General features: G+C 59.8%; 21 protein-coding genes and 1 tRNA gene. 9 read left to right on the top strand and 13 right to left on the bottom strand.

Annotated elements, in window-relative coordinates; translation table 11 throughout:
• Window positions 1-136 precede the first annotated feature (136 nt).
• Both JJN09_RS06950 and JJN09_RS06945 read right to left on the bottom strand, forming a co-directional pair.
• The gene (locus tag JJN09_RS06950) at window positions 137-712 is read right to left on the bottom strand and encodes a hypothetical protein (RefSeq protein ID WP_249486421.1); all 576 of its coding nucleotides are present in this window, start codon (window positions 710-712) and stop codon (window positions 137-139) included.
• The gene (locus JJN09_RS06945; protein ID WP_249486420.1) at window positions 702-863 is read right to left on the bottom strand and encodes a hypothetical protein; all 162 of its coding nucleotides are present in this window, start codon (window positions 861-863) and stop codon (window positions 702-704) included. Before JJN09_RS06945 ends, JJN09_RS06950 begins: the two co-directional genes overlap by 11 nt.
• Window positions 864-1072: 209 nt before the next feature.
• Here JJN09_RS06945 and JJN09_RS06940 point away from each other — a divergent pair, with 209 nt between their 5' ends.
• Together JJN09_RS06940 and gabP are read left to right on the top strand one after the other, a co-directional pair.
• A complete protein-coding gene (locus JJN09_RS06940) occupies window positions 1073-1531 on the top strand; it encodes a GNAT family N-acetyltransferase (RefSeq protein WP_249486419.1) in 459 nt (152 codons plus the stop codon).
• Between the two features lie 108 nt (window positions 1532-1639).
• Complete coding sequence (gene gabP / locus JJN09_RS06935; protein ID WP_249486418.1) at window positions 1640-3040, top strand: GABA permease; 1401 nt, start codon at window positions 1640-1642, stop codon at window positions 3038-3040.
• Here the strand turns inward: gabP and JJN09_RS06930 are convergent.
• From JJN09_RS06930 to JJN09_RS06920, 3 genes are all read right to left on the bottom strand, one after another.
• Window positions 3027-4220, bottom strand: coding sequence for a GAF domain-containing sensor histidine kinase (locus tag JJN09_RS06930; RefSeq protein ID WP_249486417.1), 1194 nt, complete (start codon window positions 4218-4220; stop codon window positions 3027-3029). The two genes, gabP and JJN09_RS06930, sit on opposite strands and share 14 nt — an antisense overlap.
• Before the next feature lie 63 nt (window positions 4221-4283).
• Window positions 4284-5663, bottom strand: a complete 1380-nt coding sequence (locus JJN09_RS06925) for a sensor histidine kinase KdpD (RefSeq protein WP_249486416.1) — start codon at window positions 5661-5663, stop codon at window positions 4284-4286.
• On the bottom strand, window positions 5641-6333 hold the full coding sequence (locus JJN09_RS06920; RefSeq protein ID WP_249486415.1) for a response regulator transcription factor: 693 nt from the start codon (window positions 6331-6333) through the stop codon (window positions 5641-5643). Before JJN09_RS06920 ends, JJN09_RS06925 begins: the two co-directional genes overlap by 23 nt.
• A gap of 117 nt (window positions 6334-6450) precedes the next feature.
• Between JJN09_RS06920 and JJN09_RS06915 the strand changes: the two genes are divergently transcribed.
• From JJN09_RS06915 to JJN09_RS06900, 4 genes are all read left to right on the top strand, one after another.
• The gene (locus JJN09_RS06915; protein WP_249486414.1) at window positions 6451-7140 is read left to right on the top strand and encodes a response regulator transcription factor; all 690 of its coding nucleotides are present in this window, start codon (window positions 6451-6453) and stop codon (window positions 7138-7140) included.
• 174 nt (window positions 7141-7314) lie between these two features.
• Window positions 7315-8664, top strand: a complete 1350-nt coding sequence (locus tag JJN09_RS06910; RefSeq protein WP_249486413.1) for an efflux transporter outer membrane subunit — start codon at window positions 7315-7317, stop codon at window positions 8662-8664.
• Window positions 8661-9827 carry an efflux RND transporter periplasmic adaptor subunit gene (locus JJN09_RS06905; RefSeq protein WP_249486412.1) on the top strand — a complete coding sequence of 389 codons (1167 nt, stop codon included), beginning with the start codon at window positions 8661-8663 and terminating at the stop codon, window positions 9825-9827. Before JJN09_RS06910 ends, JJN09_RS06905 begins: the two co-directional genes overlap by 4 nt.
• Window positions 9824-12907, top strand: coding sequence for an efflux RND transporter permease subunit (locus JJN09_RS06900; RefSeq protein ID WP_249486411.1), 3084 nt, complete (start codon window positions 9824-9826; stop codon window positions 12905-12907). The genes JJN09_RS06905 and JJN09_RS06900 overlap by 4 nt, the downstream gene beginning before the upstream one ends.
• Before the next feature lie 3 nt (window positions 12908-12910).
• Here JJN09_RS06900 and JJN09_RS06895 read toward each other — a convergent pair whose 3' ends face one another.
• Both JJN09_RS06895 and JJN09_RS06890 read right to left on the bottom strand, forming a co-directional pair.
• On the bottom strand, window positions 12911-13975 hold the full coding sequence (locus JJN09_RS06895; protein WP_249486410.1) for a YncE family protein: 1065 nt from the start codon (window positions 13973-13975) through the stop codon (window positions 12911-12913).
• A gap of 49 nt (window positions 13976-14024) precedes the next feature.
• Complete coding sequence (locus tag JJN09_RS06890; RefSeq protein ID WP_249486409.1) at window positions 14025-15884, bottom strand: ABC transporter ATP-binding protein; 1860 nt, start codon at window positions 15882-15884, stop codon at window positions 14025-14027.
• 176 nt (window positions 15885-16060) lie between these two features.
• On the opposite strand from JJN09_RS06890, the gene JJN09_RS06885 reads away from it, so the two are divergent.
• A complete protein-coding gene (locus JJN09_RS06885; RefSeq protein WP_249486408.1) occupies window positions 16061-16501 on the top strand; it encodes a hypothetical protein in 441 nt (146 codons plus the stop codon).
• A 58-nt stretch (window positions 16502-16559) separates the two neighbouring features.
• On the opposite strand, the gene JJN09_RS06880 is transcribed toward JJN09_RS06885, so the two are convergent.
• From JJN09_RS06880 to JJN09_RS06865, 3 genes are all read right to left on the bottom strand, one after another.
• Entirely contained in the window at window positions 16560-17105 is a 546-nt protein-coding gene (locus tag JJN09_RS06880) for an NADAR family protein (RefSeq protein WP_249486407.1), read from the bottom strand.
• Window positions 17106-17272: 167 nt separating this feature from the next.
• Complete coding sequence (sseB, locus tag JJN09_RS06875; RefSeq protein WP_249486406.1) at window positions 17273-18073, bottom strand: enhanced serine sensitivity protein SseB; 801 nt, start codon at window positions 18071-18073, stop codon at window positions 17273-17275.
• 556 nt (window positions 18074-18629) lie between these two features.
• A tRNA-Ser gene (locus JJN09_RS06865) sits at window positions 18630-18717 on the bottom strand.
• A 122-nt stretch (window positions 18718-18839) separates the two neighbouring features.
• Between JJN09_RS06865 and JJN09_RS06860 the strand changes: the two genes are divergently transcribed.
• Window positions 18840-19511 carry a Bax inhibitor-1/YccA family protein gene (locus JJN09_RS06860; protein WP_003224442.1) on the top strand — a complete coding sequence of 224 codons (672 nt, stop codon included), beginning with the start codon at window positions 18840-18842 and terminating at the stop codon, window positions 19509-19511.
• A 72-nt stretch (window positions 19512-19583) separates the two neighbouring features.
• Here JJN09_RS06860 and JJN09_RS06855 read toward each other — a convergent pair whose 3' ends face one another.
• Together JJN09_RS06855 and JJN09_RS06850 are read right to left on the bottom strand one after the other, a co-directional pair.
• Window positions 19584-19910 carry a YceK/YidQ family lipoprotein gene (locus JJN09_RS06855; RefSeq protein WP_249486404.1) on the bottom strand — a complete coding sequence of 109 codons (327 nt, stop codon included), beginning with the start codon at window positions 19908-19910 and terminating at the stop codon, window positions 19584-19586.
• Between the two features lie 39 nt (window positions 19911-19949).
• Window positions 19950-20387 (bottom strand): Lrp/AsnC family transcriptional regulator, encoded by a 438-nt coding sequence (locus JJN09_RS06850; protein ID WP_007955121.1) that lies wholly within the window; start codon window positions 20385-20387, stop codon window positions 19950-19952.
• A 138-nt stretch (window positions 20388-20525) separates the two neighbouring features.
• Here JJN09_RS06850 and JJN09_RS06845 point away from each other — a divergent pair, with 138 nt between their 5' ends.
• Entirely contained in the window at window positions 20526-21419 is an 894-nt protein-coding gene (locus tag JJN09_RS06845) for a DMT family transporter (RefSeq protein WP_249486403.1), read from the top strand.
• 2 nt (window positions 21420-21421) lie between these two features.
• Here the strand turns inward: JJN09_RS06845 and JJN09_RS06840 are convergent, their stop codons facing one another.
• Window positions 21422-22462 carry an FUSC family protein gene (locus JJN09_RS06840; protein ID WP_249490764.1) on the bottom strand — a complete coding sequence of 347 codons (1041 nt, stop codon included), beginning with the start codon at window positions 22460-22462 and terminating at the stop codon, window positions 21422-21424.
• Between the last annotated feature and the right edge of the window lie 11 nt (window positions 22463-22473).

Here is a 22473-nt window from a genome sequence, read left to right as displayed (position 1 = left end):
ATGTTCAAACTCAATCCCATGGTGCCGGACGGATCAGAGGGTGTATGAAATATTTGCCCACACAAGTCACTTTATGGGCGTGGTGTGGGTCTTGCAGAAAAAGGCTGGTGAGAGTGGGTCGCACGCGTAACAGGTCTTAACCTGATTTGGAGTCCCAGCCAGCGACTTGACCATTCTCGACAGTGATGCGAAGACCGTATCTGTTCGCGCCTTGGTGTCGATACTTCCAGATGTCTCTGGTTTTTGTTTTTAAAAGTTTGTGATCAGTTGCTGCCGGTTGGCCTAGGGAGTCAATCAGTTGCTCGGAGGTTTGGCCGATCCAGACTCTTCGTCCGAGGATGTTTTGAACGATATCTTCGCTCTGGTATTTGTCTCTCAGGTATCTCAGTCGTGCGCGCTTTTTAGACCAGCTATTGAGTATCAGCAGCAAAAGAATTCCGCCAACCACCAAAGCAGGGATCTGCCAGCCGATTGACTTGTTCATTTTGTCAAACAGGTAGACCGGCAGCCCGACAACTATCGCAAGCAGGAACAGCCATCCAGTTAATTCCTTCTCGGCCTTTGAGACTCGCTTCGCCATGTTCTTTCCCTGAAATCGGCAAGATTGATAGCCGAAAGCTACTACTTTGAATGTGCACGGCGTTACTGAGGATTCGTACAGGCCAGAAAAAGCCCGGACCTTGCCGGGCTGGTAAAGAATTTCAACGCGCATCCACCTCTTTCACTACCTTGGTGGACGATCCTTGCCTGCGCCTCTGCAGCCAGCTGAAAAACGCATGCACCGGATGCAGAACGGCCGTCAGCACGCCAAGCAGCAGGATGATGAAAAGGATGATCAGCGGGACGCTTTCGTGCGAGAACATGGTGGGTTACTCCTGTAGTCACTATGTTGGAACCCGCAGACTAGACGCATCCGGCGATGTTTTTGGTGAACGTATGTTCATCCTCGGGCGCTTCGATTGTGCTACGGGGAGGCGGTGGATCTGCTTCAGGATCGCCAGCCATTCGTTGGCAACGAACGCCATCCATCGCATGCTGAACGCCCCTTTCACCACCACTGAAGAGGCTCCCCTTGCAGACCCTTCGTCGCGCCCGACCCGAAGATGCCACGCCCATCGCCACACTGGTCACTGAGGCCTACACCCCCTACATCGCCCGAATCGGCCGCAAACCCGCGCCCATGCTCGATGACTACGAGCAAGTGCTGCGCGAAACCGATACGTTCGTGCTGACCGACAACGATGAACTCCTCGGTGTGCTGGTGATGAGCCGGGAAGGCCAAGAGCTGCTGTTGATCAACGTCGCGGTTTCACCCCGGCACAAAGGAAAGGGGCTCGGAAAAGTACTGATGTCGTTCTACGAAGAACATGCGCTGAGTCTCGGTTGTGAAGCGGTGCGCCTGTATACCCACGAGCGGATGACCGAGAACATCGCCATCTATGAAAGGCTCGGTTTTGTGGAAACCCATCGCGCCACCGAGGATGGATTTGCCCGGGTTTTCATGCGCAAGACACTCGCCGGTTCACGCTGATTGTCACCCAGGCATGTCGAAATCAGGCATCGGCATGCCGCATTCGAGCTATTTGCGTTCAACACCGGCCACGTAAGGTGAAGCGTCCATCAGAGAACAACAAAAACAATGAACAGCCTGAATTCGAAGGAATCGAGCGGTCAGTTGGCGCAGGGTTTCAAGCCGCGTCATGTGACCATGTTGTCAATTGCGGGAATCATTGGCGCGGGGTTGTTCGTTGGCTCCGGACACGCCATCGCGGCAGCGGGGCCGGCTGTGTTGCTGGCGTATCTGTTTTCCGGCCTGTTGGTCGTGCTGGTCATGCGCATGCTGGGTGAAATGGCAGTGGCGCGCCCGGACACGGGATCGTTTTCCACCTATGCCGATCAGGCCATCGGTCGTTGGGCGGGCTTCACCATCGGCTGGCTCTACTGGTGGTTCTGGGTGCTGGTCATCCCCATCGAAGCATTGGCGGCCGGGCATGTCTTGAATCAGTGGTTTCCCCAGGTCGATGCGTGGCTGTTTGCGCTGGTGTCGATCGTCCTGTTGGTGGTGACCAACCTGTTCAGTGTCTCCAAGTACGGCGAGTTCGAGTTCTGGTTCGCCATGGCCAAGGTCGTGGCGATCATCGGTTTCATCGGTGTCGGTTTTGCGGTGTTGATGGGCTGGATTCCCGAGCGTGAAGCCAGCGGCCTCAGCCGTTTGATGGAAGAACATGGCGGGTTCGCCCCCAATGGTCTGTCGGCGGTGGTCGGCGCCTTCATCACCATCATGTTCAGCTTCATCGGCACCGAGGCGGTGACCATCGCCGCCGCCGAATCGGACAATCCGGCGCAAAACATCGCCAAAGCCACACGTTCGGTGATCTGGCGCATCGGCGTGTTCTACTTGTTGTCGATTTTCGTGGTCATCTCCGTGGTGCCCTGGAACGACCCGCTGCTGGCTTCCGTCGGTTCCTATCAGCGAGCCCTGGAGTTGATGAACATTCCCCACGCGAAATTCATGGTCGATATGGTGGTGTTGATCGCCGTGGCCAGTTGCATGAACTCGTCGATCTATATCGCTTCGCGAATGCTGTTTTCGCTGGGGCGTCGGGGTGATGCGCCGCACGCCTTGAAGAAGACGTCCGCTGCGGGCGTGCCGAGAGCGGCGGTGATTGCCAGCAGCGTCATTGGGGCCGGGGTGACGCTGCTCAGCTACTTCATGCCTGCCGGCCTGTTTCAATTCCTGCTCGCCAGTTCCGGCGCCATCGCGTTGCTGGTGTATCTGGTGATTGCGGTTTCGCAACTGCGCATGCGCCGAATGCTGCGCCGGCAAAACGTCGAGCTGACCTTTCGCATGTGGCTGTTTCCGTGGCTGACGTATCTGGTGATCGCCTTCATCTGCGCCGCGCTCGCGGTGATGATGCTGACGCCGGAGCATCGTCTGGAGGTGTCATCGACCATTGGCCTGGCGCTGGTGATTTCCTTTATCGGGCTGGTGACCACGCGTCAGCACGGGCCGGCGAGCGCTTCAGTCACACCCACTTGAATTGCGCCGGGAACCTTGCAACGAAACAGGTTCCCGATTCGACGCTCGAGGAAACGCTCAACGTCCCATTGTGTGCCGTCGCAATTTGCGAGGCGATGTATAGCCCCAGGCCCAACCCTTCGTTACGTTGTCCTGCTTCGGCCCGGGAAAACGGCTCGAACAGTAGCGGTATCAAATCAGGAGGAATCGGCGCGCCCTGATTGGTTAACGAGATCACGATTTCGTCGTTCTCCGACCAGACCTTCAGAGTAATCGGTTCAGCGGTCGAGCCGTGGGTCGCTGCGTTGCCCAGCAGATTGGACAGCAGTTGGCTGATACGCAGCGAGTCGCAATAGACGCCGGCCGGCAGGTCCAGCGAATGGATGAACGTCGCATGCGGATGAGCGACCCGGATCTCTTCAAGGGTCATGGCCAGTGTTTGTTGCAAGTCATCCACGAGCTTGCGCTGAACCGGAATTCCGTTGCCCAATCGCCCCCGAGCGAAGTCCAGGATGTTTTCGATCAGCACGCCCATGCGGATTGAGCTGTTGCGTATTGCCGAAACCAGATTGAGGGAGCGTTTATCGTCGGTTCTGGTTTCCAGCAGATCGGCGCTCATGCGAACGGCGCTCAGTGGCGTTCGCAGGTCATGCCCCAATACAGCGATGAATTGCTCGCGCAGCCTGCCAAGTTCATTGGCGTTGTTCAGCTCGGCTTTGGTGGCCAGCAGATGACTCTGAGTATCGAGGCTCATCGCGATCAATTGCGCGAAAAGGGTCAGGGTTTTCGCGATGGCCGGCTCGTCCAGATTCGCCGGGACGGAGTCGATGGCGCAGAGCGTCCCGAAAAAATCGCCATTGGCTTTGACGATGGGAATCGAAATGTAGCTTTCCAGCCCATAGGTCCTGGGCGTGTGATGCTGCGAAAAGATCGGGTGCGTACTGGCGTGGCCAAAAATGACCGGTTGTTGGTGTTGTCGGATTTCGTGGCAAATCGTTGATTCAAGAACCAGCTCACCGCCGGGCTTGAGCCCGAAGTCGATCGAATCATCAACGGCGCACGCGACCCAGTGCTTGTCGGTGACCCTGGCGACCGCGGCGAAACGCATGCCGGTCAGGTGCTTGACCATGCTCAGGATGACCGGCACCGAATCGATGCTGTGGATCGCTTCAACGTCGTGTGAAAACTCGGGGCTGATCATGGGCAAGGCTTCAAAAATGATTTCGCACAGAGACTATCGCTAATCTGCCGGGCTGCCCATTCTTTAAGCGTGAGTGTTTGCCAGTGTTGCCTTGCCCAGCAAATCAATCCGGCAACCTGGCGCTGCATCGCTCACTGTCACCCGCATGTCATGCAGGCGCGCGACCGCCGACACCATGCTCAAGCCCAACCCGTTACCCGGGGTGTGGCGGCTGGACTCGGCACGGTACAACCGGCGCAAGACCGCTTCGTGCTCGGCCGGGGGAATGCCCGGTCCGTTGTCGGTGACGCGGATCCCGACGCTGTCCTGATCGGCGATCACGCTCAGTCGCACCTGGCTGTGGTCGGGCGAGAATTTGATGGCGTTGTCGAGCAGGTTGCACAGGGCGTCGAACAGCAGTTGTGCGTCGCCCGCCATGATCGCAGGGGCCTGACTGTTTTCGATGGTCAGGCTGATGTCGCGTTCTTCGGCCAATGGCTCGTACAGCTCGGCGGCGTCGGCGCTGATCAGGTTCAAGTCCAGCGGGGCGAAGTGACTGCGCCGGGCGCTGTTTTCGATTTCCGAGATGCGCAGCAGGGCCTTGAAAGTCAGCAACAAGGCCTTGGCCTCCGCCAGCGCCGCGTCGATGCTGGCGGCGTATTGCGCTTCATCCAGGCCCCGGCGCTGTGTGCGTTCAAGGCCGGCGATCAAGCGGGTCAGCGGGGTGCGCAGGTCGTGGGCGATGTCGTCGCACACGCCTTTGACTTCACTCATCAAACGTTCCAGTTCATCCAGCATGCCGTTGACCACCGAGGCGAGCCGGTCGATGTCGTCGTTGTTGCCCTGAACCGGCAGACGTCCGGTCAGGTCGCCCTCGATGATGCCTTTGATGGAACGGCTGACTTTATCCAGCCGTCGGTGCGCCGAGTAACCCAGCACCACGGCGCCGAGCAGGCCGACCAGCAACAGCAGCAGGCCGCCCGAGATCAGCGCGTTGATCAGCAACTCGTCGAATTCGCGGATGTCGTGGACATCCTGGGCGACCAGCAGGGTTTTGCCGTCGGCCAGTTTATGAACGATGAACCGCACCGGCCGGTGATGCCCATTGGACTTGAGCCAGCGAAATTCCTGCGGCTTGTCATAGGCAGAGAAGGGCGGCAGTTGCTTGATCACGCCGGCAATGAACTTGCCGTCGGCGTCGAACAGGCTGTGGGGCAGGCGTGCTTCGACGTCCTGCAAGGCGTGTTTGCGGATTTCCTGCAATTGCAGTTCCGGCGGCTGGGCGCTGCGGTTTTCCACCTGTCGATAGAGGGCGGTGTCGGCTTCGGTCTTCAGGTAGAACGCGGTTTGCCAGTAGACGTAACCGAACAACGCCAGAAACGAACAACCGAACAGTCCCAGAAAAAGCAGCGCCGTGCGAAAACTGATGGTGCGCGGAATCTCACTCAGGTGAACGGAGAACATACCCGGCTCCACGAATGGTATGGATCATCGGCGGTTCGCCGTCGCCGTCGACCTTGCGGCGCAGTCGGCTCATGTGCACTTCGATGACGTTGGTGCGCTCGTCGTAGCTGTAATTCCACACGGCTTCGAACAGCATAGTGCGGGTGACCACCTGATCGACATTGCGCACCAGATGTTCGAGCAATGCGTATTCCCGAGGCACCAGATCGATGGTGCGCTCGCCGCGGCGCACGGTGCGGCTCAGCAGATCAACTTCCAGACTGCCGACTCGCAAACGGGTTTCCTGAGCCTGGGAGACCGGTTCGGCGCGACGCCGGTTCAGGGCATCCAGGCGAGCCGTCAATTCGATGAATTCGAACGGTTTGGTCAGGTAGTCGTCGCCGCCCGCACGCAAGCCGCGTACCCGCTCATCGAGCGCGCTCAAGGCGCTGAGAATCAGCACCGGCGTGTTCACACTGGCTGCGCGCAACGCGGTGAGCACGCCCAGTCCATCGAGGCCACCGGGCAGCATGCGGTCCAAAACGATCAGGTCGAACGGCTCGCCAAGGGCTTTGAGCAGGCCCTCGCGGCCATTGTCGACACTGCTCACGGTGAAACCGTGGTCGGTGAGGGCCGCTTCGATTTCGCGGCGGGTGGGCAAGTCGTCCTCGACGACCAGAACATGGGTCATGGCTTTTGAACCACTCACATCATCAGGCAGAGATGGCATAGTGTGGCAAAGCCTGCGGTCGCGCCACGTTCCCGCCGGATAAATAAAAGTTCAGGTTGGCTTGATGGAGTAGGTGCCTTGCGCATTCTCGTGGTTGAAGACGACGCCCAGACCGCCGCATACCTGCTGCGCGGCTTGAGCGAAAGCGGGCATGTGGTCGATGTCGCCGGCGATGGCAACAGCGGTCTGGACATGGCGCTGGAAGCGATTCACGACGTGCTGATCGTCGACCGACGCCTGCCCGGACTCGACGGCATCGGCCTGATCAAGGCCTTGCGCGCCCGGCAGGTGCGGGTGCCGATTTTGATGCTCAGTGCCCAGGCATCGACCGAGCAGAAAGTCGAAGGTTTGCAGGCCGGTTGTGACGATTACCTGGCCAAGCCTTATGCGTTCGCCGAAGTGCTGGCGCGGCTCGAAGCCTTGCTGCGCGGGCGCGATCAGGTCGCGGGGCCGGCGCGGCAACTGGTGGTCGGCGAGTTGCAGCTGGATTGCGCCACGCGCACGGCGGTGCGGCGGGGCAAGGTCATTGCCTTGCAGCATCGCGAAGCCCTGTTGCTGGAAAAACTCATGCGCCACAGCGGCCAGATCGTCACCCGCGACATGCTGCTCGACAGTGCCTGGGACTACGAATTCGACCCCAACAACAACGTCATCGACAAACACATCCATCGCTTGCGGCGCAAACTCGATGACGGTTTCGACTATTCGCTGATCAGAACCATTCCCGGCGCCGGTTACAGCTTCCAGACGACGCCCGGGCAAGGCTAAACAAAAGTTTATCTGCCGGGGAACGCTCTGGCAGGCACCCCTCGCTATCTTCGCCGCATTCGTGGATCGCTCCACAAAGGCTCAAGCGGGGGAGACAGCTTGCTCATGTCGGTTTCAATGGCGAATGCGCGCAGACGGCGCGTTGCATTTCAATCATCAGCGACGTTGATCCTGTTGGGCGTTCTGACGCTCGGCGGCTGTTCGATGGTGCCCGAGTATCGGCAACCCGAGCTGCCCTTGGCCCAGCAGTGGAACGAGGCGTCTGGCAGTCAATCGGCGGCGGGTGGGCAATGGTGGCGTGAGTTTCACAGCGCCGAGCTGGATCAGTTGATCGAGCGCGGGCTGGCCTCTAACTTCACCCTCAAAGCTGCAATCAGCCGTATCGACGAGGCGCGGGCGTCGGCGCAGGTCACCGGTGCCGGGCAATATCCGGCGCTGAATCTGGGCGGCAACTATCAGCGCCAGAACAATTACGGCACCACGCAAAAACGCAGCGTGTTTGCCGAAGCCACCTATGAAGTGGATTTCTGGGGCAAGCAGCGCGCCGCCGCCGATTCGGCCGATGCGTTGGCCAATGCAACGGCATTCGATGCACAGACCCTGCGCATGAGCCTGAGCGCGAGCATCGCCGACAGCTACTTTCAGGTGCTGTCGCTGGAAGAGCGTCTGCGTCTGGCACAGTCCATTGCTGACGATGCCCGTCAGGTGCTTGATCTGGTAGAGATCCAGGCCAGTCAGGGCGCGGTTTCCAACCTTGAAGTCGCCCAGCAGCGCAATGCCATGCAGACCTTCGAAGCCGCGATGCCGCCGTTGCGTCAGCAGCGCGATCAGGCGCTGTATCAACTGGCGGTGCTGGTCGGCGCACCGCCCGAAGGCTTCCATTTGCAGGGCGACGGCCTCGCTGCCTTGCGAGTGCCGCAACCGGCGACTGGTCTGCCGATCGGCCTGCTGCGTCAGCGGCCAGACATCCAGGCCGCCGAAGCGCGGCTGAAATCCGCCAACTTCGACGTTGGTGTCGCCCGCGCCGCGTTCCTGCCGAATCTGTCGCTGGACCTGCTCGGCGGGATCGACACCCTCGCCGGCGGGCAGATCTGGAGCGTCATCGGCACGCTTGGCCAGCCGGTGTTTGCCGGTGGCCAGCTCAAGGGCCAGCTGCATTTCGATCAGGCCCACGTGCAGGAACTGGCCGCGAATTACCGCGAGTCGATCGTCGAAGCCCTGCAAGACGTCGAAACCCAGATCAGCGCCGCCCGTGAACTCGACAAGAGCTACGCGTTGAACGCTTCGGCGGTGGATTCGGCGCGGGAAGCGGCGCGTCTGGCGCAGGTTCGCTACCGCCTCGGCTCCACCGACTTCCAGACGCTGCTGATCGTCGAACGCACGCAATATCAGGCCGAAGACACGCTGCTGCAGGTGCGTCTGCAACACCTTCAAGCGGCGGTCGGCCTGTTCCGGGCCCTGGGCGGGGACTTTTCCGCTGATGCCCTCGCTCTCAATTCTTCTGCTCAGGTGACTCACCCATGACTGTCCTGCACCCACGTCGTCGCGCCGTTTTCCTGGGCGTCGCGGCACTTTCGCTGGCGCTGGCCGTCGGCGGTTTTCAATGGATAAAACACGCTCAGGCCGCTCCGTTAAAAAGTGATGCCGGCGCGATCCCGGTGCAGATGACGCAGGTCAGCCGTCAGGATCTGCCGGTGTGGATCAGTGCCATCGGCAACGTGCAGGCGCTCAACAGCGTGAATGTGCGGGTGAGGGTGGACGGCGAGTTGCAGAAAGTCTTGTTCAACGAAGGGCAGAGCGTTACCGCCGGCAGCCTGTTGGCGGTGATCGATCCGCGGGTTTATCAGGCTCAGGTCGCCCAGGCTCAGGCGTTGCTGGCCAAGGATCAGGCGCAACTGGCAAACCTCAGAGTCAACCTCGACCGGGCCAGCAAACTCGCGGCGGCCAAGGCCGGCCCGACTCAGGACGTCGACACTTACCGCGCCCAACTGGCAGCGCAACAGGCTACGGTGCAAGCCGATCAAGCGGCGCTGGACGCGGCGCGTCTGCAATTGGAGTTCACCCAGGTCAAGGCGCCGCTGACCGGCCGCACGGGCCAGCGTCTGCTGGATGTCGGCGCGATTGCTCACGGTGCCGAGGCGACGGGGCTGGTGACGATCACCCAGATGAATCCGATCTCCGTCGCGTTCGCCGTGTCCCAGGACGAACTGGCGGAGATCCTCGAAGAGAACACCAAAGGCGCCCTGCAAGTGGTCGCGATGACCCGCGACGGCCAACAGGAAATCGCCCAGGGGCATCTGAGTTTCATCGACAGCCAGGTGACGGCGGCCAGCGGGCAGATCCAGCTCAAGGCGCAGTTCGACAACGCCGACGCCAAACTCTGGCCGGGCGAATTGGTCAGTGCGCGGTTGCTGGTGCAGACCCATCGTGATGTGGCCGTTGTCCCGGCCGATGCCGTGCAATTGGGGCGTCAGGGCAGTTTCGTCTACGTGGTCGATGCCGATCAGCGGGTACAACCGCGTCTGGTGGACGCCGCCAATGTGGTGGACGGCAAGCAGTGGATTCGCCAAGGCCTGAATGCAGGTGAAACCGTTGTGGTGCAGGGCCAGTCGCGGGTGGTACCGGGGTTGAAGGTGATGCCGGTAAAGACTGACACCACCGCCGACTTGGCGGAGGCCGCCCAATGAATGCGCTGGCCGGGCTGATTCAACGGCGTGTGGGGCTGAGTCTTCTGGCGCTGGGCGTCATGCTGCTGGGGGCTTTCGCATACTTCCAGCTGCCGGTAGCGCCGCTGCCGACGGTGGATTTCCCGACCATTCAGGTCACCGCGAAACTCTCGGGGGCGAGCGCAGAAACCATGGCCTCGTCGGTGGCAACGCCGCTGGAGCGGGCCTTCGCCGCCGTACCGCAGGTCACTTCGATGACCTCGTCCAGCGCAGCCGGCAAGACCCAGGTCGTGTTGCAATTCGATCTGTCGCGGGACATCGACGGCGCTGCACAGGACGTGCAAACGGCGATCAACACCGCCACCCCGAACCTGCCCAAGACCATGTCCAGTGCGCCGACCTTCAACAAGGTCAACCCGGCCGAAGGCACCGTGCTGTCGCTGGCGGTGACGTCGCCGACCCGCACGCTGCCGGAGCTGGATCGCTACGCCGACAACTACATCGCCCAGCGCCTGTCGCAAATGCCCGGCGTCGGCCTGGTGGATTTCCATGGCGAGCAGAAACCGGCGGTTCGCGTGCAGATCGATCCTGATGCGCTGGCCGCACGGGGCCTGACGCTGGAAGATGTGCGCAGCGTGATCGGCGTCAGCACGCTCGATCAGCCCAAGGGCACGCTCGATGGCCAGAGTCGCTCGATCACCCTTGGCGCGACTGACCAGTTGCTCGATCCGCAGCACTATCGCGATCAGGTCGTGGCCTATAAAAACGGCATGCCGATCAAACTCGGCGATCTGGGCCGGGTCATCGCCGGGGCCGAGGACACCCAGCAAGCCGCGCAATTGGGCGGCGAACCCACGGTCATCGTCGACATCCACAAGCAACCGGGTTTCAACCTGTTGTCGACCATCGCCACGATCAAGGCCAAGTTGCCCGAGCTGACCGCGTCCTTGCCCCGCGACGTGCAGGTGCAAGTGGTGGGCGACCGCACCCAGACTATCGAAGCGTCGGTCAATGACATGCAGTTCACCTTGCTGTTGTCGATTGCGCTGGTGGTCGTGGTGATCTTCGTGTTCCTTCGCAAGGCCACCGCCACGCTGATTCCCAGTCTGACGATTCCGCTATCGCTGGTGGCGACGTTCGGCGTCATGTATCTGCTCGGCTACAGCCTCGACAACCTGTCGATCATGGGCTTGGCGATTGCCGTCGGGTTCGTGGTGGACGACGCCATCGTAGTGATGGAAAACATCGTCCGGCATCTGGAAATGGGCAAGTCGCGTCTGCAATCGGCGGTCGATGGCTTGCGCGAAGTCGGCTTCACCATCATCTCGATGACGGTGTCGCTGATCGCGGTGTTCCTGCCGATCCTGTTGATGTCCGGCATCGTCGGGCGCTTGATGCGTGAATTCGCGGTGACCGTCAGCGTGGCGATCATCATGTCCGGCATCGTCTCCCTGACCATTACGCCGATGCTGTGCGCGTGGCTGCTCAAACCTCATGCCGATCAGGAGGAGGGGCGCTTTGCCCGGGCCTGCGAGCAGGTGTTCGACCAACTGCACAACGGCTATCGACGCAGTCTGGATTGGGTGCTGGATCATCAACGCCTGACCATGGCGGTGGCGATTGCCACGCTGGCAGCCACGGCGGTGCTGTATGTCAGCATTCCCAAGGGGTTCTTCCCGCAGCAGGACAACGGTCTGATTCAGGGTGTCGCGGAAGCGGCGGCGGACATTTCGCCGATCGCCATGCGTGCACAGGTCAACCGTGCGGCGGAGATCATCGGGCAGGATCCGGCGGTGGCGCGGGTGTATTTCTGGATCGGCCCGAACCCGACGGTCAGCCAGGGCAAGGTGATGATCAACCTCAAGCCGTTCAGTGAGCGCACGGCGAGTGCGGCCGAGGTCATCCGGCGCCTGCAACCGGCGCTGGACGAGTTGTCCGGGGTCAAGGTGTTCATGCAGGCCAACCAGGATATCCAGATCGGTGGCCGGGCCAGCAAGACGCAGTATCAGTACACCTTGCAGGACCCGGACAGTGTCGAGCTGGATCACTGGAGCGGGGTGCTGCTGGCCAAACTAAAGACCTTGCCGCAACTGCAACACGTCACCTCTGACCAGCAACAGGCGATCGCCCAGTCGACCTTGGTGATCGACCGTCCGACCGCTGCGCGTCTGGGCGTGACCGTTCAGGCGATTGATGACGTGCTGTATGACGCATTCGGTCAGCGGCAGATCGCGACGATGTTCACTCAACTGGATCAGAACCATGTGATTCTGGAGCTGGACCCAAGCTGGCAGACGTCTACCGCGACGCTTGAGCATCTGTTCGTTCGCGCCAGCTCAGGAGCCTTGGTGCCGCTGAACCTGCTGGCCAGCATCAAGACCGAGCAGGTGCCGATCATCATCAACCATCAGGGCGTGTTTCCGGCCATTACCCTGTCGTTCGACCTCGCGCCGGGGCACGCCTTGAGCGAAGCGGTCAGCGCGATCAATCAGGCGTCGCTGGCGGTCGCGATGCCCGACACGGTGGTGGGTAGTTTCCAGGGCACTGCCCAGGCGTTTCAGGATTCGCTGAAGTCGCAACCGTGGCTGATTCTGGCAGCGATCCTGACGGTCTACATCGTGCTCGGGGTGTTGTATGAAAACGCGATCCACCCGCTGACGATCATCTCGACCTTGCCGTCCGCCGGTTTCGGCGCGCTGCTGGCCTTGATGCTGTGCGGGCAGGATCTGTCGGTGCTGGGGATGATCGGGATCATTCTGCTGATCGGCATCGTCAAAAAGAACGCGATCATGATTGTCGACTTCACCTTGCAGGCGCAGCAACGTGGGTTGTCGCCGCGTGAAGCGGTGAGGGAAGGGTGCCTGTTGCGCTTGCGGCCGATCCTGATGACCTCGCTGGCCGCCTTGCTCGGGGCCGTGCCACTGGCGTTCGGGCACGGCGCCGGCTCGGAGTTGCGTCAGCCGTTGGGCATCGCGATTGTCGGTGGTCTGGCGGTTTCGCAGATCCTGACGCTCTACACCACGCCGGTGGTGTACCTGTGGTTCGAGCGTCGGCGGCGCAAGGTGCAGGCTGAGGCCGCCGGGATCATTGAGGCATCCTGAGTTTTACTGCGACTTGAAGGTCAGAACCGTGAAGGTGCCGGGATGAAACTCCGGGTCGGGCTTGGGTTGTTCCCGGCTCGGTGCCGGCTGGGTGAAGTCGGCGGTGAACAGGTAGGCCTGTCCGCGTTTGGCGTCCAGCACCATGTTGTGCGCCCATGGCCGGGTCCCGACGGTGCCGCGCAATTGGTACTGCCCTTGGTCGTTGCGCTGGACAATCGCCAGGCTGGCGTCGGCGCCGCTGGGTACCAGCAATTGGTCTTTCACGGGATCGTAAGCCAGTGCATTCACGGCGCGGCCGATGGGCAGGGTGCCCAAGGCTTTGCCCGTGGTCAGGTCCGCGATGATCAGAGTGGGATCGTCGCCTCGGCAAGCCACGAACAGCCGTTGACGCGGTTCGTCCACGGCCAGTGCGCTGGGCTTGCTGCAGCCTTTGAATGTCCAGAACTGCCGAGCTTCGAGCTTCGCCCCTGAAAGCACTGCGATTTTATCTTCGTCGCGCATGGGGACAATGAAGGTGCCGTTTTCAAGGATCACCGGGCCGTCGAGTTTTTGCGCCGGCACATCCACAGCATCGGTCAGTCGATCGGTTTTCGCATCGATCAGATACAACGTCGAGTGATCGCCGCGCCGGCCACTGGTGACGATCAACCGATCACGGCTGGCGTCGTAAAGCAGGTTGTTGAGGTTGCCTGAGTCGAGCTTCAGCCGTTGCAGGACTTGCAGGCGATCCAGCGCCACGATCCCCAGCGTTCCATCCATGTTGGCGACATACGCCCGATTGCGCTCAGGCACGAAGGCGACGGCGTTGGCGCCGGTGGAGTTGTCGAGTGTCTTCAGCATTTTTTGCTGGTCGACATCGAAGACTGACAAACCATTTTCCCGACGGGCCACGAACAGTTGTGAGCCTTGCGGTTGCAACGCGGCAAAGCCCCAACTGTGGCCGTCACCGGGCAACGCCTTGGCAGCGCTCAGGGTGTACAGCAGCGGCGCGTCGGCCTCGGCGTATTGGGCGCCGGACAGGCAGACTGTCAGGGCGGCAAGCGCTCGCCAGGTGTTTGCAAATACCATTCAATACCTCAAAGTGTCAGTGTTCTGCGGGGAAGTGCAGCGGGATGGCTCACGCCCGGTCCATCGCCTCATCCAGCCTTTGATCCTCACCCAGAAAACCACCGCTCTGATGCTGCCAGAGTCGTGCGTAGGTGCCGTTTCTTTCCAGCAGTTCGGCGTGGGTGCCTTGTTCGATGATGCGGCCCTCATCCATGACAATCAGCCGATCCATGGCCGCGATCGTCGACAACCGATGGGCGATGGCGATGACGGTCTTGCCTTGCATCATTTCATCGAGACTTTCCTGGATGGCGACTTCTACCTCGGAATCCAGAGCACTGGTGGCCTCGTCGAGCAGCAGGATCGGCGCGTTCTTGAGCATCACCCGGGCGATGGCGACACGTTGGCGCTGGCCACCCGAAAGCTTGATGCCGCGCTCGCCCACCAGCGTGTCATAGCCCGTGTGACCTTGCCGATCACTCAGTTGGCTGATGAAACCATCGGCCTGAGCATTGACTGCGGCGCTGCGCACTTGCGCATCGCTGGCGTCCGGGCGGCCGTACGCGATGTTGTCGCGAATCGAGCGGTGCAGCAGCGACGTATCCTGGGTGACCATGCCGATGGCGCTGCGCAGACTGTCTTGGGTTACCTGCGCGATGTTTTGCCCGTCGATGCGAATCTCGCCGCTGTCGACGTCATAGAACCGCAACAGCAGATTGATCAGCGTGGATTTGCCGGCTCCGGAGCGGCCCACCAGGCCGATTTTTTCGCCCGCGCGGATCTGCAGGCTCAGCCCGTCGAGCACCTGACGTTCACCGTTGTAGTTGAAGTGCACGTTGTCAAAGGTCACGGCACCGCCGGACGGCACCAGCACGCCGGCGTCCGGCGCATCCTGCACCTTCGGACCTCGGGTCAGGGTCGCCATGCCGTCCTGCACGGTGCCGATGTTTTCGAACAGCGACGTCATTTGCCACATGATCCAGTGCGACATGCCATTGATCCGCAGCGCCATCGCGGTGATCGCCGCCACAGCGCCCGCACCGACCTGGCCCTGATGCCAGAGCCAGAGGGCATAGCCGCCTGCGCCAAGGATCAATCCGACCACCAGCGCCTGATTGACGATTTCGAACTGGCTGACCAGGCGCATCTGACGAAAACCGGTCTGCTTGAAATCTTCCATGGCCGCGCGCGCGAAGTGCGCTTCACGGTTGGAGTGCGAGAACAGTTTGACGGTGGTGATATTGGTGTAGGCGTCGGAAATACGCCCCGTCATCGAGGAGCGCGCATGGGCCTGTTCCTGTCCGACTTGCCCCAGGCGCGGCACGAAGTACAGCATTGCCAACCCGAACAGCGCGACCCAGGCAAGAAAGGGCAGCATGAGTTTCAGGGCAAAGCCACCGGCCAACGCGATGATCGCAATAAAGTAAACGCCGATGCCGGGAGCGATTTCGATGAGGGTGAACAGCACTTCGCGCACGGCCAGCGCGGTCTGCATCACTTTGGTCGTGACCCGGCCGGAGAACTCATCGGAGAAAAACGAAAGACTTTGCCGCAGCATCAGACGATGGAAGTCCCAGCGTAGCCGCAGCGGCAGATTGATCGCCAGAATCTGGTGCTGCACCATCGTGCGCAACGCCACCAGGCCGATGCTGGTGAGCAGCACGATGGCGATGCCCCACAGCACTCGACTTTCCTGCCCGCTCACTTCGCCACCGGCCTGCCAGGTCGAGAGCAAGTCCACCACTTGTCCGAGAAACGAAAACAACCAAGCTTCATAGATCGACACGCTGGCACTCAGCAACGCAAGCGCAAGGACGTAGCCACGGGCGCCGCGGGTGCAGGCCCACAGGAATCGCATCAGGCCAACCGGTGGCGGCGGCGCCTCGTCGGGGGGGAAGGGGTCGAGCCTGCGTTCAAACACGCGAAGCATAGGGGTCTCCGAAATGATCAAATTCAGGGGGAGTATGCCAGTTTCGTCGCTGGCCCCGGATAGGAGGACAACGATCGCTCGGTCGTCTTTGTCCGCTGGCCGGTTCTCAATACTATCCAACAGGTTAGAGGCTCTGCGGACCACACGCGCCTTTTTGCTTGTTAAGGAGAACACAGATGGCAATCAGCGAAGTACTCGAAACATCCGCTAAAACTGCGCTCGTCGAGGCCGAGGTGTACCGTTGGTACAACCTCTTTTTTCCATGGTCACGCGGTATGTCTTCCCAATCGGAAGGCGCCATAAAACCCTTGTACGACGCGCTGGCAAGCGATTTTCGCGTGGTGCTCACGGATGGTCAGATCATGGAACGGGCCGACTACTGGGAACGACTTTGGGGTCTGCACGGGAAGCGTGCTGGAAGCCCCGAATCGCACATCACCAATCTGTCGATCACGCCACTTCCCGGTGACTTGTTCCTGACCGTATTCGATCTGGTCAAGGACGGGATCACCAAGAAGAAAGTCGACTCGGCGCTCATGCGTCTTGATGAAAACTCACCCTCGGGCATCTCGTGGATCTATGTCCACGAAAGCGAGCATGAGAGGGCGGCCGCGTAGTTTTCCGATTTCGTTTCTGTGCGCCGGTCGCGGTGTCTATCGCCGCGACCTGGGCGAATCATTTTTCGTCGCGAATCTGCATCAGCGCGAACCCCAGCAGATTCAAGCCTTGCCACAGGTTGGGGTTGCTCGCGTTTTCGTGATCCTGAGCGAGCCCGATGCCCCAGATGCTGTCAACCGGGCTTGCCTCGACGATGATGCTGGAGCCGGTTTCCCTGAGAAATTCATTCAATTGCGGGTTTTGCGAGAACTTGGCTCGGTTGGCCCGGACGACAATCTCATATCGATGTTGCAGCCAATCGTGTTCGTTGAATCCGCTCACCTTACGGCCAAGCGCTTTGGCTGCGTTGGGTGTAGGTGCCTGGAGCACTTGAGCGCGAATGTCCTGATCGCCGAACAAGGCTGCTTTCTCGGCCATCATGAAATGTTCGGCCGTTGCGTAGCGTTGCCCGTCGACAACGAACTCGGCTTCGAACCACTGGCTGAAGCACGACGCTGTGACGCCGTGCTTGCTTCGCTGGTGTCCCCAGAAAAACATGAATTCAAGCTCCTCTCCTGAGTTGAAGCGGGAGCGGAGGTTTTCCAGATATTTTGAGTCGTGCAATGAATGCTTCCTTGGCAATTGGTCTTTGAAGCGACAGTTTTACCACGACGTACACGAAAACTGCCTGATCGACGTTAAGCGACTTTTTATCTATTGGGGACTATCTATTGGGGACCGATTTATTTTCTCATTCTGGTCTGAATCCGTCCCCAGTCTGCTGTGCGTTGTCACGCTTTTCTAAAACCAAACCATGAACGCAGCCAGCCTGCCGACTTCCGCTTATAGAAGGGGGCGGTTTGTTTGAGGAAGTAATCGCTAAGGCCTGAATCTCCGTCATGAACGCGGTACAGGTCAACGGGTTCGCCATCCGGAGCAGTGTCCCCGGCAACGCTGCCCGCTTCGCGCATGACCCGTTCAAAATCGCCGTCAGCTTCGATCCCGATGATCAGATGAGGCTTTTGGTCAGACGATGCGTCATGCATCAATGCCAGAAACGCGCGCTTCACATTGCGATGTCTGGCGAGTAATTGAGTGAGCGAATTGACCATCTTCGAGGGGTATTGCGCCGGCTGTCCGAGCAGCACCTGAGTGTCCTTTTCGATCGTGCGCTGAACCGGTCTTTGGCCGATCTCATCGGAGAGCAGGTAGCGCACTTCCTCCGGGAAAAACTCTTTCCCGTAGGGAGACTTTGGATTGAGGAAAAGAGGAGTGCCCAGCGTGATTTCAAACAGGGATCTGGCCGGGATCGCTATGTAGGACTCTTCGCTGTTTATGGATTTTTGTAGCGTTTGCAACGAAGTGAAAAACGGGATGACAGCTGAGCCGTCGGGCTTTTGCCAGTGCGCAATGCTGATGTTGCTGCCTGCCTCAAGGTTGACTTGCCCTTCGCCAGTGCCGGCAGTGCCGAGGACGTAGATATCCGAATTCAGCAGCGTCTTGAAAAAATCAGGTCGGTGGTCTGGCTCATCCGCCGCCAGTCTGAGTGACTTTTCGAGGGTGTTTTCTTGCTGGGTATCCATGATGTCCATCGGTAGTTCCATCAAAACAGACAAAAAATGAGTGGCGAAGAACACGCAGTTTTTCACGCTGCTGTGAAAACAGGAAGAACACAAGCCTTATAACTCTGCAGGGCAAGGAAGCCGGCACCACGCGATCTGCCTCGCCTTCACTCCATTCGCGCACCATAGAAGTGGTTGAGTAGTATCAGCTCAACCACCGCTACAAAAACGCACAACACGAGAAAGCCAGGGCTGAAGACACGCTTGCGGTCGGATGAGCTTATATCCATCCAGTTAGTGCCTGAATCGCCGGAAATAAGCAGCAGGAACGCTATCCAGGCACAGGCCCAGACTTTGCCCCAGAATCCAAGATTTCTGAAAGAGGTCATCCGTGTTGTTCCGTATGCCGCTTGATTCGGCAGATGTTTATCTGTTGGTTAGGCTGGGCAGATAATAAAGGGGTGTCTGGTGTTGCAGGAAACTGGGTGGTGTTCAGTCGGCAGAACGCCGTGATGAGAAGCGAAATATTTTCAGAACACCAGAAACGACAAAGCCCTGAATAATCAGGGCTTTGTCGTATCAAATATGGCGGAGGCGATGGGATTCGAACTCATGGACCTGTTACAGTCGACGGTTTTCAAGACCGTTGCCTTAAACCACTCGGCCACACCTCCGTTGCGTTGCGGGCGCCATAATACCTGAATGAAACACACTGTCAAACTCTGTGCATGGCTTGTTACAGAGCGTCTGTTATGATCTTTGCGACTGAACGTTTCAAACCAACAGGAGTGTCGCCATGCGCGAACAGGATTACGCAGTTCACAACAGCGTGCAGGCTGAGCAGCTAGAGGTTAGCCGCGTCCTGCGCAACACTTATGGCCTACTGGCGCTGACCCTCGCATTCAGCGGCGTGATGGCTTTCGTGGCCCAGCAGATGCGGGTCGGCTACCCAAATATTTTCGTGGTGCTGATCGGCTTCTACGGGCTGTTCTTCCTCACCAACAAACTCCGTGATTCGGCTTGGGGCCTGGTGTCCGCGTTTGCCCTGACCGGTTTCATGGGTTTCCTGCTCGGCCCGATCCTGAACCGTTACCTGGGCATGCAGGGCGGCGCTGAAGTGGTCAGCTCCGCGTTCGCGATGACTGCACTGGTTTTCGGTGGTCTGTCGGCCTACGTGCTGATCACCCGCAAGGACATGAGCTTCCTCGGTGGTTTCATCACCGCCGGTTTCTTCGTGTTGCTGGGTGCCACCCTGGCGGGCATGTTCTTCCAGATCAGCGGCCTGCAACTGGCGATCAGCGCAGGTTTCGTACTGTTCTCGTCGGTCTGCATTCTGTTCCAGACTAGCGCCATCATCCACGGCGGCGAGCGCAACTACATCATGGCGACCATCAGCCTGTATGTATCGATCTACAACCTGTTCATCAGTTTGTTGCAGATCTTCGGCATCATGAGCCGCGACGACTGATTGGTTGAATCGGCATTAACGAAAAACCCGCGAAAGCGGGTTTTTTGTTGCCTTCGGAAAGGGGGCAGACGTTCAATTGATCTCGATGCTGCCATCGGCCTGTTGCTTGTAGATCGTGTAGGGCAACAGCAACGTATCGAGCACTCCCGACACGGCCGCATCGACCAGCAGGCCCGGTGTAGCGTTCTTGTAGTTGAACGCATCGACGTCATCGGGCTTTTCGGCATGCAGCATGCAGAAGTCGTACGTCACGCCGCTGTAAATGCGTGGTACAGCGCCGCAGTAAGATTTTTTAGCCTTCAACTGGTCGGTAGAAAACTTGTCACTGAACGCCACGGTCTGCACCGTCCCGCACCCTGCCAGCATCATCGCTGCCAGCATCATTGCCTGAGTTCTCATACCGCCAATCCTTCGCCGGAAAAACTCAATTTACGCCGCTCATGCCATCGGCGGCAATCGCCGTTTCACCGGGGTCTTCTTGACGATCGCAGTATTGGTTTCTGCCAGCGTATTCAACCGGTCGAGCAGAGTATCCAGTTGCTCCATCGAACGCACATGCAGGCGAGCGATAAAACAGTCCTCGCCAGTGACCTTGTCACATTCTGTGAATTCGGGAATCGACATTATTTGCCGCTCAACCTCCTGCAGCTGCCCCGGCAACGGCCGCACCCGGACAATCGCCTGCAACTGGTAGCCGAAACACTTCGGATCGATCTCCACGGTGTAGCCTTTGAGCACACCGCGCTCCTCAAGTCGCCGCAAGCGCTCGGCCACGCTCGGTGAAGACAAGCCGCTGATCTGCGCCAGCGCCTTGAGCGAACGCCGCGAATCCTCCATCAAGGCCCCGATCAGGATCTGGTCGATATCGTCGGTCATACAAAAACTCCCGCATTAGGCGAATAACACAAACCACCCTTGATAAAAAAGGCAGAAATCGATTTTAGCCTGCTTTTTGCTCTGGAGTAGCCCGGGGATCGCTTGGCATACTTTTGCCACACATTAAGGAGATTGATGATGGACAAAACAATCCGTCGCGGTTCATTCGAAATGACCGCCGCCATGCTGATATCCGGGACGATCGGCTGGTTCGTGCTGGTGTCAGGCCAACCGGTGCTCGACGTGGTGTTCTGGCGCTGCGTATTCGGCGCTGGCACCTTGCTGCTGATCTGCGCCGCGTTCGGCTTTTTGCGCCCAGGCATTTTGACGCGCACCACGTTCCTGCTGGCAGTGCTCAGCGGCATGGCGATTGTCGGCAACTGGGTGCTGCTGTTCGCCTCGTATTCCCGAGCCTCGATTGCCATCGGCACGGCGGTGTACAACGTGCAGCCGTTCATGCTGGTGGGATTGGCGGCGCTGTTTCTCGGCGAGAAAATCACCGTGCAAAAGCTGTTCTGGCTGGCGATTTCTTTTACGGGAATGTTGGCTATCGTCAGTGCCCACGGCGGGCAGGGCGAGGGCGGCAATGATTACCTCACAGGGATCGCGCTGGCGTTGGGTGCAGCGTTTCTGTATGCCATCGCCGCGTTGATCATCAAACGCCTGACCGGTACGCCGCCACACCTGATCGCCTTGATCCAGGTCTGCACCGGGGTGTTGATGCTGACACCGTTCGCCCACTTCAGCGCGCTGCCGCAAGCGCCCAGTGCCTGGGCCAGTCTGGTGACGCTGGGCATTCTCCACACCGGTCTGATGTACGTGCTGCTTTACGGCGCGATCCAGAAACTGCCGACTGCACTGACCGGCGCACTGTCGTTCATTTACCCGATTGCGGCTATTTTCGTCGACTGGTTTGCCTTCGGCCATCAACTGCAAACCCTGCAATGGGTGGGCGTGGCGGCGATCCTGCTGGCCGCCGCCGGGATGCAACAGGGCTGGGGTTTCAAGTCAAGGCGGTTGGCGGCGCAGTAGTCTCAGATGTTCCAGCGCGGCGCGGTTTTCGCCAGGCGCTGACGCATTTCGCCGATGTTGGACGCCAGTTGCCGGGTCAGCAGACGGTAACCGTCCAACGGGCTGTAGACCGGGGCATCGAGGCTGGCGTCCGGCAATTCCACGGGGCGCCCGAGGCGCTGGGTCGCACCGGTTTTCAAGGCCCGGGCCATGCCGATCAGTTGCACGCGAATCTGTCGGTGTTCGGCTTTCAACGCCGATTGCAGGTGCGCCATGGCTTCGGGATCGCTGGTGTCCGGCCGGGTATTGCCGAGGATTTCCAGGGTGCTGATGCACATGCGCAAATTGCGCTGGATCGCATCCAGTTCGGTCATCGAGACCTTCACTTCCTTGGACACCGACGGCATCAGCGAACGCAGTTGCACCATCACCGTGTTCAGCCGGCCCATCAGTTTCAAGTGTTCATCGGCCGAAACCGCTTCACCGCTGATGATCCGCCCGTACACCGTGGCGCAATCGCGCAACGCATCGGCCAGGTTGTAGCGCCACGAATACACCGCATACAGCGGCAGGGCGAAGGAAAAAGCCAGGGCCAGGGCGATACCGATCAGAATATCGACCCCGCGCCACAGCCCGTCGGTGATTGGATTGTCGCCATGCCCGGCGACGATAAAAACAGTGATGGCCGAGAGCAGGGCGGTGTAACCGCCCTTGCCGATGGCGTGATACGAGAAAAATCCGCACACCACCGCCATTGCGAAATAGGTCAGCCATGGCATTCCCAGCCACGCCTGTTGCGCCACCAACAACAGACCGACGCCGGCACCGATCAAAGTGCCAGTGGCGCGTTCGGCGGCTTTCTTGCCGATGTTGCCGTGGTGTTGCAAGCCGCCGATGACCACCAGCATGGTCACCGACGCCCACTCGCCGTGGGGCAGATTGATGCCGGTGGTCAGCAGGATCGTCGCCAACAATCCCAGCGCCACCCGCACCGCGTGAATCAACCGCGCGTGGCGGTAGCGACGGTACGGGTCCAGCAGCGGCCGCAGGATCCGCCGCAACAGCGGCGGCCAGC

It is taken from the genome of Pseudomonas sp. HS6, assembly GCF_023375815.1.
GTDB lineage: Bacteria > Pseudomonadota > Gammaproteobacteria > Pseudomonadales > Pseudomonadaceae > Aquipseudomonas.
The sequence above is the reverse complement of the archived record's forward strand: the minus strand, read 5'-3'. Positions and strand labels throughout refer to the sequence as shown.